Here is a 16,647-nt window from a genome sequence, read left to right as displayed (position 1 = left end):
AAACTTTATTTTTTTAATCTTGCGCGTTTTATTGCTTCTTTTAACATTTCTTTCCTAAGAGATTTTTCTATTATTTTTTGATTAATAGAATGATTATTTTTCTTCTTTTTTATTTTTGAAAAAACATTTATCATTTTAATATTAGAAATTTGATCTTTTGAATAAGATATTTTTTTCTCAATTGACAATCTTTTTTCTCTTTTTCTAAAAAGAGATGAAAACAATCTTTTACGATTATTTTCTAAATCTATAATTTTTTGTGTTTTTTTTGCAATTCTAAAATGTTTTACTAATGGAATATTGCTAGGGCAAACTTTTTCACATATTTTACATTCAATACAATCTAAAATATTTAATTCTTTTAATTTCTTATTATTATTATTTTTACAAGATAAAAAAATTTTCTGAGGAAGTAAATTAACCGGACATGAAACAACACAATAACCACAATTAATACATGGATACTCAATTATTTTTCTATTTTTTTTTTATTTTTTGTATAAATACAATTTATGTTTTTTTGTATTGAATAATTTAAATCAACAATCAAATCTTTCATAAAAATACCTCCTGAATATATTAATAAATTTGAATTGTTCATTTTTAAATAATTTAAAAAAAAACGAATAGGAGTACCTATTTTAACCCAAAAGTTTTTAGATAAAATATTTTTATCTTCATTATAAAGGGTAACAATTCGTTTAATTAATGGTTCTCCGTTAATAATAGATCTTTTAATAGCGTATATAGTTGCTACATTAAAAACAAGATATCCTATATCTATAGAATGTTTTCCATAAGGAATTTCTTTTCCTGTTAAAGATTTAACAAGTATTTTACTACTTCCACCAGGATATTTTTTTTTTATGATACAAAGTTTAAAAAGTTTTTTATTTTTAATAATTTCTTGAATTTTTAAAATTAATTCTGTTTTATCTTCTTGAATAACAATTAAAATTTCTTTAACTTTTGATATCCAACCTACAATTTCACACCCTATTAAAATTTCATTAATATAGTTTTTCATGAGACAATAATCGGATGTTATGCATGGTTCACTTTCAATCGCATTTACAATTAATGTATGTACTTTATTAATACTTAACATTAGTTTTTTAAAAGAAGGAAATTGAGCACCTCCAAGTCCAACAACACCTGATTGATAAATTATTTTGATTAAACTGTTAGGAGTATATTTTTTATAATTTTTAATACTTTTTAATCTAATCCACTTATTTAAGTGATCAGATAAAATAACAATTTTTATTTTTTCTTGATTTGTATTATCAGAATCTGAATTGAAAGAAATATTTTCTATCCAACCTGAAGTTGGAGAATGAGTAGGAACTATTAAATCATTGCCAAAAGTTAAAGGTTGTCCACATAAAACTTCTTGACCTACTTTTACTCTTAAAATATTTTTTTTAAAATTACTATGTTTTATATAAATAAAAAATTTTTCAGGATGAGGTAAATAATTTAAAAAATATTCGTTACGATCTTTTTTTGTTGTTATACATTGAATACCTCCTTTAAAATTATATTTTTTTTTTATTTAAAAATTTTTTATTTATAAAATTAACAATTAAATTTTTCCAGTATTTAATGAGAAATATTTTTAAAAAAAAATTTATTTTTAACATTTTATATTATTCTTTAATTATTTTTATACAATTTGTAGGACAGTGTAATAAACAAATGTTACAACCAGTACAAAATTTTTGTAACACTGTATGCATGAAATTAGGAGTACCAATTATTGCATCTACTGGACAAAAAGAAGCACATTTAGAACAACCAACACAATTTTTTTCATCAATTAAAACAGTAGTATGAATATTTTTTTCATTTTTAGCATTTAAATTATCTAAAGAGTATTTAATATTTTTTATATTAAGTACCTTGGCAATTTTAAATTTTAAATTATTTCCTCCAGGAATGCATTTATCAATATTTTCATTATTTTTAACTATTGCTTTTGCATAAGGATAACATCCAGAGTAACCACATTGTGCACATTGACTCTGCGGTAATAAATCATCAACTTCAGCTATAATAGAATTTTTTTTTATTGGAAAAATATATTTTACATAACTTAATATTATACCTAAAAGAAAAGATAAGATAGAAAAAATTAAAATAATTGTAATAGACATAATTAAATTCTCACTAAACCTTTAAACCCCATAAATACAATAGATATTAAACTTACAGTAATAAGAACAATAGGCGACCCTTGAAATGCTAAAGGAACGTCAGATAATAATATACGTTCACGAATACTAGAAAATATAACCATCACTAAAGTAAAACCAAAAGAGGCACTGACTGCATAAAGAATAGATTCTAAGAATGTATGATTTAAATAGAGACTAAACAATGGAATAGCTAAAACGGCACAATTAGTTGTAATTAAAGGGAGAAAAATACCAAGTATACGATATAAGATAGGACTAGTCCCTCGTAAAATAATTTCTATTAATTGAACACCAAAAGAAATAATTAACATATACACTATAATTCTTAAATAAACTAAATCAAAAGGTAACAAAATAAAAAAGTTAACAAACCATAATAAAACTGTCGATACAACTACAACAAAAGAAGTGGCGAAACTTATTCCAAAAGCTTGTTTTATTTGATTTGACGCACCTATGAAGGGACATAAACCAAGAAATTTTACTAAAATAAAATTATCAATTAATATATTTGATAAAATAAAAAAAAAGTAACTTTTCATTGATAATTTCCTTGAAATGACTAAAAAAATGAAACTACTTAAACAACGTAGATATATCTTTTTTAATCAAACGTTTTGTTGTATCTACAATGATTTGAGTATAAAAATCGATTTCAATATTCACTAATTGTCCTATTTTTTTAAATCCTATAGTAGTTGAAGATAAAGTTTCTGGTATTATACTAACGCAAAATTCATTTTTAATGATATTATTAATAGTTAAACTGATGCCATCAATAGCGATAAAACCTTTATAAAAAATATATTTCATTAAAGAAAGATCTTTTACTTTACACCATAGAATATAATTTTTATCTAATTTTGATATTTTAGAAATTTCACCTGTATTCATAATATGACCTGATATAATATGACCTCCCATTTCATCACCATATTTTAATGATCTTTCAATATTAACATAGTCTCCTATATTTAAAACTCCTAAATTAGTATTCGCAATCGTAATTTTCATAATATCAAAAACTACATGAGGACAATTAATATATTTAACAGTTAAACAACATCCATTATGAGCAACTGAATCACCTATTTTCAGATTTTTTAACAAAATAGACGAAAAATTAACAGTATAGGTATGAAAATTTTTTTTCTTATTTATGGAAACAACTCTTGCAATGCCATTTACAATGCCTGTGAACATAAAACCCTCTTAAAATTAATACAATGTAGATAATAAATTTAAAGTTAATAAAATTTAGAAAATATCTGATTTTTTATAAAAAATATTTGTATATTATAATAATATTATTATATAATTAAATATTAAAAATTAATTTAAATTTTACGTTCGTAGCTCAATAGGTTAGAGCATTACCATGACATGGTAGAGGTTAGTGGTTCAAGTCCACTCGAACGTATTAAAAAATTTTACTAGGTTATCTGTATTTGATTGAAAAAATTATTAATCAATATCAAAAAAAATTATTTTTAATAGCATATAGTGGCGGAATCGATTCTACAGTTCTTCTTTATAAAATGTTAAAAATAAAAGAAAAAAATCCTCAAATTAAAATACGTGCCATTCATATTAATCACAATCTTCATCCATCTTCAAAAAAATGGGAAGAACACTGTATAAAAATTTGTCACAAATATAAAATACCAATAATTACTAAAGAAATTAAGATTCTTTTAAAAAAAAATATCGAAGAAACATTAAGAATTAAACGATATAATACTATTTATAATTATTTACTTAATGATGAAATTTTACTTACTGGACATCATCTGAATGATCAATGTGAAACACTCTTTTTATCTTTAAAAAGAGGAAGTGGACCAACTGGATTATCCGGAATGTCTATTGAAAATTTTTTAGGAAAAAAAAGAATAGTTCGTCCTTTTTTAACAAAAACTAAAAAAGAATTACAAAAATGGGCTTGCGAAAACAACTTAGAATCGATTGAAGATTTTAGTAATTTTAATATTGATTACGATCGTAATTTTATACGTCATAAATTAATTCCTATATTAGAACAAAGATGGCCTTTTTTTTTAAAAAATTGTTTTCGAACAACAGTTATATGTCGCGAAGAAACTAAATTAAAAAATATATTTTTAAAAGAAAAAATTCAAAATCTTATTAATTTTGATGAATCTTTAAATATTCAAAATTTTAAAAACATAAATAAAGAAGTATGTAAAGCACTTATTCGATATTGGATTTCTTTAAAAAATATAAAAATGCCATCATATAAAACAATTGAATGCATTTATAATGAAATAATATGCAGTAAGAAAGATTCTAATCCAAAAATAATTATAGACAAAAACGAGATCAGACGTTACAAAACATCTCTCTATTTTATAAAAATACAAAAAGATATCAGTAATATATTTTTGTTCTGGCATAACACAGATAAAAAATTATTGCTTCCTGAAGATTTAGGATATTTAATAAAAAACGACAAAGGCTTTATTCTTCCTTCACCTAAAAAAAATGAATTAATTAATATTCGTTTTCAACTTGAAGGTAAAATTCTCATTTTAGGACGAGAAAAAAGAAGAAAAATCAAAAAAATATGGCAAGAACACAATATACCTCCTTGGTTGAGAAATAAAATTCCTCTTTTATTTTATAATAATCGTTTTATTAGCGCTATTGGTTTGTTTGTTATTAAGGAAAAAATTATTAACAAGGAAAAAGAAATTCAAAAAAATTGGAAAATATCTTGGATCAACAACGTACATTTTAATAGAAAAAATTTCTTTTTATTTTATTAAAATCATCTAGTAAAATGATAAAAAAAATGAGATTTTATTTACATAAAAGAGATAATTGTAAAATTTTATCATGATTAATTCTATTATATAATTTTTTAAATTTTTTTATTTTATGAGATAAAAGAGGTTTATCAATACCCTTCCAAGTAAGATCTGAAATTAAAAAATACTCTGTTTTTTTAGCTAAATCTGGTATTATTGGTTTTAAAAAAATTACAACTAATCTGAATAAATTAATACCTACAGTACAAATTGTATGTAATTTATTAAAATTATCTTGTTTTATTTTCCAGGGTTCTCTTTGATTAATATATTGATTTGCTAAATCTAACAATTTCATGCATTCGCGAATTACACTACTAAATTGACGATTTTCAAAAAAATTAGCAATTTTTTTACTTATATCAATAAAATCTTGATACAAATTGCAATCTCCCAAAGAATCAGCTAAATATCCATCAAAATACTTATGAATAAAACTAGCATTTCTTGAAGCCAAATTAACTAATTTATTGACAATATCACTATTAATTTTTTGGATAAAATCCTCTAAATTAATTTCAATATCATTAATATTATTACTTAATTTACTTGCATAATAATAACGTAAACTATCTGAATCAAAACATTTAATCCAGTCTGACGCTTTAATTAAAAAACCTCGAGATTTTGATAATTTTAATCCATTTATAGTTAGATGGCCATGAACAAAAATACCATTAGGTTTTCGATATGAAGAAGCCTCTAATATTGCAGGCCAAAACAGGGTATGAAAATAAATAATATCTTTACCAATAAAATGATACAATTCACATTTTGATTCTTTCTTCCAAAATTCATTAAAATCTACTTTTTTATTTTTAGTACAAAAATTTTTAAATGCACTTATATAACCAACAGGCGCATCTAGCCAAACATAAAAATATTTCTTATCAAATTTTGGAATTTTAAATCCAAAATATGGAGCATCTCGAGAAATACCCCACTCTTTTAAACCTGATTTTAACCATTCTTCCGTTTTTTTAGCAACTGATTTTTCTAAAATACCAGAATGTATCCATTTATTTAACATATTAGTAAAAAGTGGTAAATTAAAATATAAATGTGTCGTATTTTTTAAAATAGGAACACTATTTGAAATTACAGAAATAGGATTAACCAAATCTGTAGGTTCGTAAATTGAACCGCATATTTCACAGTTGTCTCCGTTTTGATTTTTTGAAGAACAAAAAGGACAGGTACCTTTTATGAATCTATCTGGAAGAAACATTTTTTTTGTATTATCATAAAATTGAAAAATTTTTTTTTCATTAATAAGTTTCTGTTCACTTAAAGATAAAAATATTTTTCTTAATAGAAATAAATTCTCTACACAATGCGTACTATGATAGTTGTCATGTGAAATATTAAAATTTGAAAAATCTATTATATGCTCTTCTTTAATTTTTTTAATTAATTTTATAGGTGTTATTCCTAATTTTTCAGATTTTAACATAATAGCTGTACCATGTGCATCGTCAGAAGAAATAAACCAAACTTCATTATTTCTCATTCTTTGATAACGAACCCAAATATCTGCTTGAATGTGCTCAAGCATATGACCTATATGAATAGGACCATTAGCGTATGGTAATGCACAAGTAACTAAAATTTTTTTGAATTTATTAGACATAATTTTTTACTTAATTAAATAGGTAATATCATATACAAAATATGATTCATCGTAAACTTTTTCATTTTTAAAAATTACTATATATAAAGGTATTTATTCTTCATAAATTCGACTAGGTACAACTCCGTTTTGTCTTTTATATTTAGATTCATTACGAGAATTATAAGGTCGTAAAACTGGTTTTGAAAGTAATTCAAAACTCAGTGCTGCAATTTTTATTCCAGGAGTTAAAACCAAAGTTAATTTTCCTGCATTAAAAAATTCTAAAACAATATTACCATGCCAACCAGGATCAATTCGATGTGATGTAACATGAACCATAAGACCAAGACGAGCTAACGAGGAACGTCCATCTAACCAACCAACTAAATTATTTGGTAAGGTAATATTTTCTAAAGTTGAAAACAATGCTAAAGCTCCTGGTTTTAAAAAAAATGGTTCCTTTTTAGAAAAAATAGTTTCACAACTTACAATTTTATTTAAATCTAAAGCTATTTTTTCTTTTGAACCGCTTAAATCAATACAAGAAGTGGTGTGATCATAAAAAAAACGAAATTTATTACCAAGATGTATATCAACGGTAATTCCATTAATTAATTGTTTTTTAGGATAAGGCTGGATAACCAATTTTTTTTTACTTAACCATTCTTCAATATCTGTATCAGATAAACGCATTTTTTTTCCTAAAATTAATTTATATATGTTGTAAACATAAAATATCTTATAAAAAATTAGAAATAATTTTTATTAATAGCAGAGAGATGTATTTTATTATCTTCTGCTATTCTATAATAAAAAACTAAAAAATAGTTCTACAATTAATTTTAAATTAACAATTAAAGCTCTTTTTTAGTTAACCAATTCGTATGAAAATATCCTTTTTTATCAGTTCTTCTATAAGTATGTGCTCCAAAATAATCTCTTTGAGCTTGAATTAAATTTGCAGACGAAGACATTGTTCGATAATTATCGTAATATGATATAGCGGATGCAAAAGTAGGAACAGGAATACCGTATTTTATTGCATATGAGGTAATATAACGTAAAGATTTTTCATATTTATTAGATATTTCTGAAAAATAAGGTGTCAATAACAAGTTAGTTACATTGTTACTTTTAAATGCATCAGTTATTCTTTCTAAAAAATCAGCGCGAATAATACAACCAGCTCTAAAAATCTTAGCAATTTTACCATATTGTAAATTCCAAGAATATTTTTCTGAAGCTTTTTTTAATTGAGAGAAACCTTGTGCATAGGAAATTATTTTACCTAAATATAAAGCTCTTCGTACTTCTTCAACAAAAAGTTCTTTATTCTGAGAAGATATACATTTTAAAATCGGACCTTTTAAAATTTTTGATGCAATAAGACGTTGATCTTTAAGAGAAGACAAATATCTTGCGAAAACAGATTCAGTAATGAGTGAGAGCGGTTCATGAAGTTCTAAAGCATCTTGACTAATCCATTTACCGGTGCCTTTATCTTCTGCGTGATCTAATATAGAATCTATTAAATAATGAATACCATCTTTTTCTTTTTTAAGAAAAATATTTTTTGTTATTTCAATTAAATAACTATTTAACTCACCTTTATTCCATTGAGAAAATGTATTAGATAATTCCTCATTTTTCATATTCAATACATTTTTTAATATAAAATATGATTCTGATATTAATTGCATATCACCATATTCAATACCATTGTGAATCATTTTAACATAATGACCAGCGCCATTTGGACCAATATAACTAACACATGGTTCATTTTTAAATTTCGCAGATATTTTCTTTAACATAGAAGAAACTAGATCATATGCTTCCCTGGATCCACCTGGCATAATAGATGGACCATTTAATGCTCCTAACTCGCCTCCAGATACACCCATTCCGATAAAATTAATGCCACATTTCATTAAATCATTACTTCTTCTAATAGAGTCTTTATAAAAGGTATTTCCACCATCAATCAATATATCTCCTTTATTTAAATAAGGAAGAATAAATTGAATAGTTTCATCTGTAGGTTGCCCTGATTTTACCATGAGTAAAATACATCTAGGTTTTCTTAATGAATTTACAAAATCTTTAATAGAAAAATATGGAAAAATTTTTTTTTCTTTGTTATTATTGATAACTTCTTCGGTTACAGATTGAGTTCTATTAAAAATAGATACCGTATACTTCTTACTTTCAATGTTTAATGCTAAATTTCTTCCCATTACTGCCATTCCTATAACACCAACTTGTTGCTTTAACATTTTTTTCTCCAATTTTACATCTTATAATTTACAAAAAAAATATTTTTTAAATTCTATTTATGTTTCATTCTATATTCTTACACAATAAATGATATTACAACTATTTTCAATTTATCATTTTTTCAATAAAAGAATATTTTTTGAAAAAAAATACAAAATTTATTCGAAATTGTTAATAGTACAATTGTGTCTTTGTTATCAAAGATATTTGCTAGATAATTTTTTTTGATTTTTAAATTTAAAAAAGAAGAACTTATCCATATATAGGTAATATATATGTTTAGTTCTATTGAAATTTTTTTGAAATTGAAATATTGTGTATATAAGTTAAATATTGTTCAAAACAATATTTTTAAAAAAACAACAAATAATGACTTACAGAAATATTTTCTCTTACTTAAAATTAAAATTTCATATTACAAATTTATAATTTTTCTGTTTTTCTTTTTTTTAAGTTTTCAATAATTAAATTAAAATTTAAATTTTGATCATGCAATAAAACAATTAAGTGATAAATTAAATCTGAAGATTCATTTATAAGCTCATCTCCATCGTTTTTCATTGCTGCTAATATTGTTTCTATAGCTTCTTCACCAACTTTTTGTGCAATACGTTTCGTACCAGATTTATATAATCTAGCAGTATATGAATTATCTGTATTAAAATTTTTTCTATCTTCTATAAGATCTTCTAATTTAGAAAGAAAATTTAATGTATTTTCTTTTAAAAAAAAGCAACTTTTTCTATTTAAATGACATGTTTTTCCAAGAGGTTCAACTATAATTAATATAGTATCATAATCACAATCTGTAACAATATCTATAACTTTTAGTAAGTTACCTGATTCTTCTCCTTTAGTCCATAAACGCTTTTTAGTACGAGAATAAAAAGTAACAAAACCTTCTTTTTGAGTTTTTAAAAAAGCTTCTTTATTCATATATCCATGCATTAAAACTAAATTAGATGCAAAATCTTGTATTATTGCTGGAATTAGACCATTTGTTTTTATCCAATCAAGCTTCAATAAATTTTCTTTTTTACTTAACATATTCTAATTTCCAAACCTTTTTGAATTAAAAAATATTTTAAATCTTTTATGTTAACGATTTTCTTATGAAAAACGGAAGCAGCTAAAACACCGTCTACATTAGCATGATCGAATGCTTGATAAAAATGATCTGCGCACCCTGCCCCCCCTGATGCAATTAAAGGTACTTTACATTTTTTTCTTATTTCATTTAACTGTGATAAATCATATCCATTTTGTAATCCATCTTGATTCATCATGTTTAAAACAATTTCTCCAGCACCTTTTTTTTGCACTTTTTCAACCCAATCTATTGTTTCCCAATCAGTTTGATAAGTACGATTAGCGTCACCTGTATATTGTTGGACCATGTATTTTTTCTTGTCTGAGTCGAACCAAGAATCAATGCCAACAACTGTACATTGTACACCAAAACGATTAGCAATTTTAGTTATTAAATCAGGATCTATTAATGCTGAAGAATTAATTGATATTTTATCTGCACCAAAAGATAGAATATTCTGTGCATCTTCTACACTTTTAATACCTCCGGCTACGCAAAATGGAATATTAATTATTTCTGCTACTTTCTTTATCCAACTTCTATCAACTAGCTTATTATTAGTAGAAGCTGTTATGTCATAAAATACTAATTCATCTATACCTTCTTTTGTATAACGTTTAGACAAAGATATAATATCACCTACAATTTCATGGTTTTTAAATTGAATGCCTTTTACTACAACTCCATTGTTAACATCTAAACATGCAATTATTCGCTTTGCCAGCATTTTAATGCCTCTTCTATTGTAAACTTATTTTCTAACAAACTACGACCAATAATAACACTTTTAACACCTGTTTTTTTTAAAGATAGAAGATCTTTTAATCTTGAAACTCCTCCTGACGCTTGAAACGATATATGTTTAAATTTTTTCACAATATCTTTATATAATATATTATTAGGACCAGATAACGTTCCATCTTTCGATATATCAGTACATAAAACATGTTTTAAACCAATTGGTGAAAAATACTCAATAATTTCTTCTAAAGTTATATTCGTTGTCTCCTGCCAACCATGTATTGCTATCTCTTTATTATTATTTTTAATAATAATATCTAGTGCCAAAATAATAACATTGGGGCCATATATTTTTAGCCATTTTTTCACTTTTGTTTTGTTTTTTATTGCAGAAGAACCAATTACAACTTTCTTAACTCCTAAATTAAGAAACATATTAATGTCTTCTTCGTTTCTTATTCCACCACCTATTTGTATAGGAATATTTGTATAAGAAATAATATCCCTAAAAACTTTTATTTGTCTGTCTTTAATATTTTTTGCACCATCTAAATCTACCAAATGAATTTTTTTTACTCCTTTAATTTCATAATCTTTCAAACGTTTATATAAATTTATGTCATATTTTGTTCGATTAAAAAAATTTCCTTTATACAAGCGAACTATTTCGCCATTAATTAAATCAAATGCTGGAATAATCATGGATTTTTATATCTCTAAAAAATTTTTTAACAATTGAGCTCCTGCATCACCAGATTTTTCTGGATGAAATTGAACTCCGAAAAAATTATTTTTTTGCATTACAGAACTAAAAGATACACCATATTTAGTTTTTGCTAAAGTATATTTATTCAGGGGTATAATATAACTATGAACAAAATAAAATCTTTCTTTTTTATCAATGTTTTTAAATAATGGATGCAAATTATTAAAAACAATATGATTCCAACCCATATGCGGTAATGGTAAATTACTGCTTTTTAAAAGATGCGTAAAACAATTATCAAAAATTCCAATAGTTTTTACTCCTTTACATTCTTCGCTAAATTGAGAAAAAATTTGCATTCCAAGACAAATGCCTAGAATAGGTTGCGTCAATTTTTTTAAAGTATTAATCAAATTTTTTTTATGTAATTGTTCCATAGCAGCTAAAGCTGTTCCTACACCTGGTAAAAAAATTTTTTTAGATTTTAATACTATAGAAGGATCAGAAGTTACTATGGAATCATAACCTAATTTTTTAATTGCAACTTGAATTGAAGTTAAATTAGCACAACCAGTATTTAATATTGCAATATCCACTTATAAAATCCCTTTAGATGTTGGCAGTGTATTTCCTTCTATTTTTACTGCCTTGCGGAGTGCACGTCCAAATGCTTTAAACAAACTTTCAATACAATGATGATCATTTTTTCCTTTAACATCTATATGTAAGGTGATTTTCATAGAACAACAAAGAGAATAAAAAAAATGTTCAACCATATCAGTATTCATATCACCAACCATTTTATGTTTAAAGTGAGCATTAAAAGATAAATATGGACGATTTGATAAATCTATAATGCATTTTGCTTGACTTTCATCCATAGGCAAAACAAAACCATATCTAGATAAACCATTTTTATTGTTTAATGCTTGAGATAATGCCTCTCCTAAGACAATTCCAGTATCTTCTATAGTATGATGGTCATCAATTTGCAAATCTCCTTTTGCTAAAATATACATTGAAATTCCGCTATGAATAGATAATTGTTCTAACATATGATCAAAAAAATTAATACCAGTTTGGATACAACTATGATGTTCTAAATCCAACCATAACTTTATATGTATATAAGTTTCTTTTGTTTCTCGAATCACTTCTCTATATCTATTTCTTTTTATAATTTCTTTTGTAATATCTATCCAATTAAATTCTTTCTCCTTGTATTGTATACCTGTTAAATTTATATTTTTTGCTAATTCCATATCAGTTTCTCGATCACCAATTACATAACTGCGTTGTTTATCTATCTTATTTTTTTTCAACCAAGGTTTTAACAGTTTAGTTTGAGGTTTACGACAATCACAATTATCATCTAAAAAATGAGGACAAATTAAAACATCTTCAAATATTATTCCTTCTGAACGAAAAATGTTTAACATAAAAAAATGTGGAATATTAAAATTTTCCCGAGGAAATGATTTACTGCCAAGACCATCTTGGTTTGTCACCATAACAAATTTATAACCAAAATTCATTAATTGACATAGTGAAGAAATAATATATTTTTTAAATTCAAGTTTATTAATTGCATCCACTTGACAATCATTAGATGGTTCATGAATTAATGTTCCATCTCGATCAATAAATAATATTTTTTGTTTCATCAATACCTCATTGAAAAAATTATTTTTTAAATAAAATTTTTTAACTCTTGAACTAAACGCATACATTCTGACTTGGATCCTATTGATATTCTTAAACAATTTTTCAAATTGTTTTTATGATTTTGATTTCTTAAAATTATACCTTTTTGCCACAAACTCTGAAATATTTTTTTAAACATGTAAAATTCTACTAAAATATAATTAGCATGACTATCAAAAACTTTTTTTACACAAGAAATTTTTTTTAATTCATCAATTAACCAAATACGATTCATATTTAATTTTAAGACTCTATTTTTCATATCGTCAATTGCTTTCTTTTCTAAAGATTGTACTGCTATGTCAGCAATTAATGTAGATATTGGATAAGGACTAATCACTTTATGTAAAATATCAATCACCTCTTTTTGTGCCAATGTAAAACCACATCTTATTCCTGCTAATGCAAATGCTTTGGATAAAGTTCTTAAAATGATTAAATTGGGAAATGTTTTTAAATAATTTACCATACTGTTTTTTGGGGAAAATTCGATATAAGCTTCATCTATTATTACAAGAGATTGTCCTAATGTAACTTTTAATAAACTTTTTAAATCTTCTTGAGAAACAATGTTTCCAGTAGGATTGTTAGGATTACAAATATATATTAATTTAACTTTATTAAGATTGGATCGAATATTCAATAAATCTATTTTCCAAGTATTTTTAAAAGTAGGAATTTCTTTTATTTCAACATTTGCAATTTTGGCATTTATGGCATACATATCATAGGTTGGAGGACAGTAAATTATTGCATCTTTACCGGGTTCACAAAAAGCTTTAATCAAAAGTTCAATACCTTCATCTGCTCCTCTAGTAACTAAAATTTGATTATTTAATAAACCAACGTAATTCGCATAAGAAGAAAGTAAATTATTAGGTTGACATTCTGGATAACGATTAAATACTTTTACTTTTCCTTTAAACGGAACAGATATAGGTGATTCATTTGCATTTAACCATGTATCACCTTTTCCACCAATTCGTCTAGCTGATTGATAAGGGTTTAATTTCTGTATATTTTTTCGAGCTAACTTATTTATATTAGCTGTCATATTTTTTCCTTTAAAAAATCTACTCTTATTTTTACAGCATTTTTATGTGCTTCAAGTTTTTCCGCTTCAGATAGAATTTTAAGCGTATTAGATAAATTTATAAAACCTTGAGATGTCAATTCTTGAATTAATACACGTTTTTTAAAATCACATAAACCCAAAGCAGAACTTGAAACAGATTTTCCATAAGTAGGTAAAACATGATTAGTGCCAGATGCATAATCACCTGCTGATTCAGGAGACCATGGTCCTAAAAAGATTGAACTAGCATTTAATATTTCTTTAAGTATTAATCTTGGTTCTTTTGTTTGAATAATTAGATGTTCAGGAGCATAGATATTTGATATTTTAATGCATTCAAATAAGTCTTTTGTTAAAATAATAACACTATTATCTAATGCAGTTGATATATCATCTGATTTAGAGAGATTTTTTAACTGATTGTTAATAGATATAATAACTTTTTTAGCTAATTGAAGAGATGGTGTCAACAATATGACTTGAGAAGATATACTATGTTCAGCTTGTGACAATAAATCAGCAGCAATAAAATCAGCATTAGACGCTTCATCAGCAATGATTAGTAATTCTGAAGGTCCAGCCAACATATCTATTTGAGGTCCATTAAAAATAGAACTAACTTGTAATTTTGCTTCTGTAACATAAGCATTTCCTGGACCAAAAATTTTATCTACTTTAGGAATGTTTTTAGTACCAAAAGCTAATGCTGCTATAGCTTGAGCACCTCCCATTTGAAATATTTTATCGACACCACAAATATTTGCCGCATAAAGTATTGTATTATCAATAGGAGGTGGAGAACAAAGAATAATTTGTTTACAACCAGCAATTTTAGCAGGTATAGCAAGCATTAAAACAGTAGAAAACAAAGGAGCAATTCCACTTGGAATATAAATTCCAACAGAATTTAATGGTAAATAAATCTGTTGACATCGTACTCCAACTTGAGTTTCAATGTCTATTGGAGATAAAATTTGAGCTGTATGAAAAGATGTAATATTTTTTTTAGCAGTTGAAATTGCATCTTTTAGTGATTGGTTGACGTATAAAGAAGAAGATAACATTTTTTCTTTAGAAACTTCAAATTTATTAATATGACATTTTTCAAATAAAATTGTATATTCTCTTAATGCTTTTTCTCCTAAAACTTGAATATTTTCTATTATTTTTTTTACTTTTTTTTTGATAGAATTATTGTTTTTTATAACGGGTCTTAATAGAATATTTTTTTGTTCATTAGAATTTAACATATTCCAATTAACAATTGTATTAAAATATTTCATTAAATTTTTACTCCATCATTTTTTCAATTGGTAAAACTAAAATTGAACTAGCACCTAAAGATTTTAATTTCTCCATCGTTTCCCAAAATAATGTTTCACTACTGACCATATGCATAGCTACACGATGATCATCTCCGGCTAATTTTAAAATAGTCGGTTTTTCTGCTCCATGTAATAAAGATATTACTTCTTCAAGTTTATTAACAGGAGCATGAAGCATAATATATTTAGATTCACGTGCTTTAATTACACCTTTGATACGAGTCATTAACTTATTAATTACTTCTTTTTTTGCAAAATTAATATTACCAGTTTTACAAATTAAACAAGCATGAGAACGAAAAACCACTTGTACTTCACGTAAACCGTTTGCTTCTAATGTTGCACCAGTTGAAACTAAATCACAAATAGCATCTGCTAAACCAGCTCTAGGTGCAACTTCTACAGAACCATTTAACATACAAGACTTGAAAACAATGTTTTTACTATCTAAATATTTTTTTAATAAATGAGGATAAGAGGTAGCAATCCTAAAATTTTTTAAAGATGTTATATCAACATATGGAGTATTAATAGGAATAGCTAAAGATAAACGACAAATGCCAAAATCAAGTCGTCTTAATGTAATATAAGAATTTTCTAGATTTTGTGATATTCGATGTAATAATTCTTCTTGAAGAACATTTTCTCCTACTATACCTAAGTCTACTACACCATCCATAACTAATCCTGGAATATCATCATCACGTACTAGCATAACATCAATAGGCATATTTTCAGCAAAAGCTATTAATTTTTGCTGCTTTAAATTAATTTTAATTCCACAACATGTAAGTAATTTTATAGATTCACTACTTAAACGACCAGTTTTCTGCATCGCTATACGTACACGATTAGTATTAAACATCTTGAAAATCCTTTAATTTTTTTATATTTAAAAACAAACTTGCAATTTAATATCTTTTAAAATAAAAAAACCCAAAATCAGGGTTTTTTAAAAATTATATTTTCTTTGAATAATACAGTAAATATTGTATATATATAACATTTTTTAAAATTATAAAGATTATTTATTGTTAAAATATAAAAAATATGTATTTTCAAAATTTTTTATTAAAAAACAAAAATTTGAA

15 protein-coding genes, 1 tRNA gene and 1 pseudogene are annotated in these 16,647 nt (G+C 24.9%); 2 read left to right on the top strand and 15 right to left on the bottom strand.

What is annotated here, in order from left to right; genetic code table 11:
• Positions 1–5 precede the first annotated feature (5 nt).
• The 4 genes and pseudogenes from rsxC to BUSG_RS00575 form a co-directional block, all read right to left on the bottom strand.
• Positions 6–1,516: pseudogene (gene rsxC, locus BUSG_RS00590) on the bottom strand (electron transport complex subunit RsxC).
• Between the two features lie 133 nt (positions 1,517–1,649).
• Positions 1,650–2,150, bottom strand: coding sequence for an RnfABCDGE type electron transport complex subunit B (locus tag BUSG_RS00585; protein WP_164464359.1), 501 nt, complete (start codon positions 2,148–2,150; stop codon positions 1,650–1,652).
• Positions 2,151–2,158: 8 nt separating this feature from the next.
• Entirely contained in the window at positions 2,159–2,740 is a 582-nt protein-coding gene (gene rsxA / locus BUSG_RS00580; protein ID WP_011053641.1) for an electron transport complex subunit RsxA, read from the bottom strand.
• Between the two features lie 34 nt (positions 2,741–2,774).
• Positions 2,775–3,401, bottom strand: coding sequence for a riboflavin synthase subunit alpha (locus BUSG_RS00575; protein ID WP_011053640.1), 627 nt, complete (start codon positions 3,399–3,401; stop codon positions 2,775–2,777).
• Positions 3,402–3,544: 143 nt separating this feature from the next.
• Here BUSG_RS00575 and BUSG_RS00570 point away from each other — a divergent pair.
• Together BUSG_RS00570 and tilS are read left to right on the top strand one after the other, a co-directional pair.
• Positions 3,545–3,618 (top strand) — tRNA-Val (locus tag BUSG_RS00570).
• Positions 3,619–3,646: 28 nt separating this feature from the next.
• Complete coding sequence (tilS, locus tag BUSG_RS00565) at positions 3,647–4,984, top strand: tRNA lysidine(34) synthetase TilS (RefSeq protein WP_011053639.1); 1,338 nt, start codon at positions 3,647–3,649, stop codon at positions 4,982–4,984.
• Positions 4,985–5,018: 34 nt separating this feature from the next.
• Here the strand turns inward: tilS and metG are convergent, their stop codons facing one another.
• The 11 genes from metG to hisG all read right to left on the bottom strand — a co-directional run bounded on the left by metG (position 5,019) and on the right by hisG (position 16,421).
• Complete coding sequence (metG, locus tag BUSG_RS00560; RefSeq protein WP_011053638.1) at positions 5,019–6,656, bottom strand: methionine--tRNA ligase; 1,638 nt, start codon at positions 6,654–6,656, stop codon at positions 5,019–5,021.
• 93 nt (positions 6,657–6,749) lie between these two features.
• Positions 6,750–7,331 (bottom strand): dCTP deaminase, encoded by a 582-nt coding sequence (gene dcd / locus BUSG_RS00555; protein ID WP_011053637.1) that lies wholly within the window; start codon positions 7,329–7,331, stop codon positions 6,750–6,752.
• Between the two features lie 161 nt (positions 7,332–7,492).
• A complete protein-coding gene (gene gndA, locus BUSG_RS00550) occupies positions 7,493–8,914 on the bottom strand; it encodes an NADP-dependent phosphogluconate dehydrogenase (RefSeq protein WP_011053636.1) in 1,422 nt (473 codons plus the stop codon).
• A gap of 424 nt (positions 8,915–9,338) precedes the next feature.
• Complete coding sequence (hisIE, locus tag BUSG_RS00540) at positions 9,339–9,962, bottom strand: bifunctional phosphoribosyl-AMP cyclohydrolase/phosphoribosyl-ATP diphosphatase HisIE (RefSeq protein WP_011053635.1); 624 nt, start codon at positions 9,960–9,962, stop codon at positions 9,339–9,341.
• Complete coding sequence (gene hisF, locus BUSG_RS00535; RefSeq protein WP_011053634.1) at positions 9,956–10,732, bottom strand: imidazole glycerol phosphate synthase subunit HisF; 777 nt, start codon at positions 10,730–10,732, stop codon at positions 9,956–9,958. The genes hisIE and hisF overlap by 7 nt, the downstream gene beginning before the upstream one ends.
• The gene (gene hisA / locus BUSG_RS00530; RefSeq protein WP_011053633.1) at positions 10,714–11,448 is read right to left on the bottom strand and encodes a 1-(5-phosphoribosyl)-5-[(5-phosphoribosylamino)methylideneamino]imidazole-4-carboxamide isomerase; all 735 of its coding nucleotides are present in this window, start codon (positions 11,446–11,448) and stop codon (positions 10,714–10,716) included. The genes hisF and hisA overlap by 19 nt, the downstream gene beginning before the upstream one ends.
• A gap of 6 nt (positions 11,449–11,454) precedes the next feature.
• Positions 11,455–12,048: an imidazole glycerol phosphate synthase subunit HisH gene (gene hisH / locus BUSG_RS00525; protein WP_011053632.1), complete on the bottom strand. Its 594-nt coding sequence runs from the start codon at positions 12,046–12,048 to the stop codon at positions 11,455–11,457.
• Complete coding sequence (gene hisB, locus BUSG_RS00520; protein WP_011053631.1) at positions 12,049–13,116, bottom strand: bifunctional histidinol-phosphatase/imidazoleglycerol-phosphate dehydratase HisB; 1,068 nt, start codon at positions 13,114–13,116, stop codon at positions 12,049–12,051.
• Positions 13,117–13,142: 26 nt separating this feature from the next.
• A complete protein-coding gene (gene hisC / locus BUSG_RS00515; RefSeq protein ID WP_011053630.1) occupies positions 13,143–14,210 on the bottom strand; it encodes a histidinol-phosphate transaminase in 1,068 nt (355 codons plus the stop codon).
• The gene (hisD, locus tag BUSG_RS00510; protein ID WP_011053629.1) at positions 14,207–15,514 is read right to left on the bottom strand and encodes a histidinol dehydrogenase; all 1,308 of its coding nucleotides are present in this window, start codon (positions 15,512–15,514) and stop codon (positions 14,207–14,209) included. The genes hisC and hisD overlap by 4 nt, the downstream gene beginning before the upstream one ends.
• Positions 15,515–15,521: 7 nt before the next feature.
• A complete protein-coding gene (gene hisG, locus BUSG_RS00505) occupies positions 15,522–16,421 on the bottom strand; it encodes an ATP phosphoribosyltransferase (protein WP_011053628.1) in 900 nt (299 codons plus the stop codon).
• Positions 16,422–16,647 lie beyond the last annotated feature (226 nt).

Source organism: Buchnera aphidicola str. Sg (Schizaphis graminum), from assembly GCF_000007365.1.
Lineage (GTDB): Bacteria > Pseudomonadota > Gammaproteobacteria > Enterobacterales > Enterobacteriaceae > Buchnera > Buchnera aphidicola.
The sequence above is the reverse complement of the archived record's forward strand: the minus strand, read 5'-3'. Positions and strand labels throughout refer to the sequence as shown.

Excerpts from the sequence above, each read along its gene's own strand:
- rsxA (WP_011053641.1), bottom strand. The coding sequence starts at position 2,740 with ATGAAAAGTTACTTTTTTTTTATTTTATCAAATATATTAATTGATAAT.
- hisF (WP_011053634.1), bottom strand. The coding sequence starts at position 10,732 with ATGCTGGCAAAGCGAATAATTGCATGTTTAGATGTTAACAATGGAGTT.
- gndA (WP_011053636.1), bottom strand. The coding sequence starts at position 8,914 with ATGTTAAAGCAACAAGTTGGTGTTATAGGAATGGCAGTAATGGGAAGA.
- metG (WP_011053638.1), bottom strand. The coding sequence starts at position 6,656 with ATGTCTAATAAATTCAAAAAAATTTTAGTTACTTGTGCATTACCATAC.
- BUSG_RS00575 (WP_011053640.1), bottom strand. The coding sequence starts at position 3,401 with ATGTTCACAGGCATTGTAAATGGCATTGCAAGAGTTGTTTCCATAAAT.
- hisB (WP_011053631.1), bottom strand. The coding sequence starts at position 13,116 with ATGAAACAAAAAATATTATTTATTGATCGAGATGGAACATTAATTCAT.
- dcd (WP_011053637.1), bottom strand. The coding sequence starts at position 7,331 with ATGCGTTTATCTGATACAGATATTGAAGAATGGTTAAGTAAAAAAAAA.
- hisD (WP_011053629.1), bottom strand. The coding sequence starts at position 15,514 with ATGAAATATTTTAATACAATTGTTAATTGGAATATGTTAAATTCTAAT.
- hisA (WP_011053633.1), bottom strand. The coding sequence starts at position 11,448 with ATGATTATTCCAGCATTTGATTTAATTAATGGCGAAATAGTTCGCTTG.
- hisG (WP_011053628.1), bottom strand. The coding sequence starts at position 16,421 with ATGTTTAATACTAATCGTGTACGTATAGCGATGCAGAAAACTGGTCGT.
- hisC (WP_011053630.1), bottom strand. The coding sequence starts at position 14,210 with ATGACAGCTAATATAAATAAGTTAGCTCGAAAAAATATACAGAAATTA.
- hisIE (WP_011053635.1), bottom strand. The coding sequence starts at position 9,962 with ATGTTAAGTAAAAAAGAAAATTTATTGAAGCTTGATTGGATAAAAACA.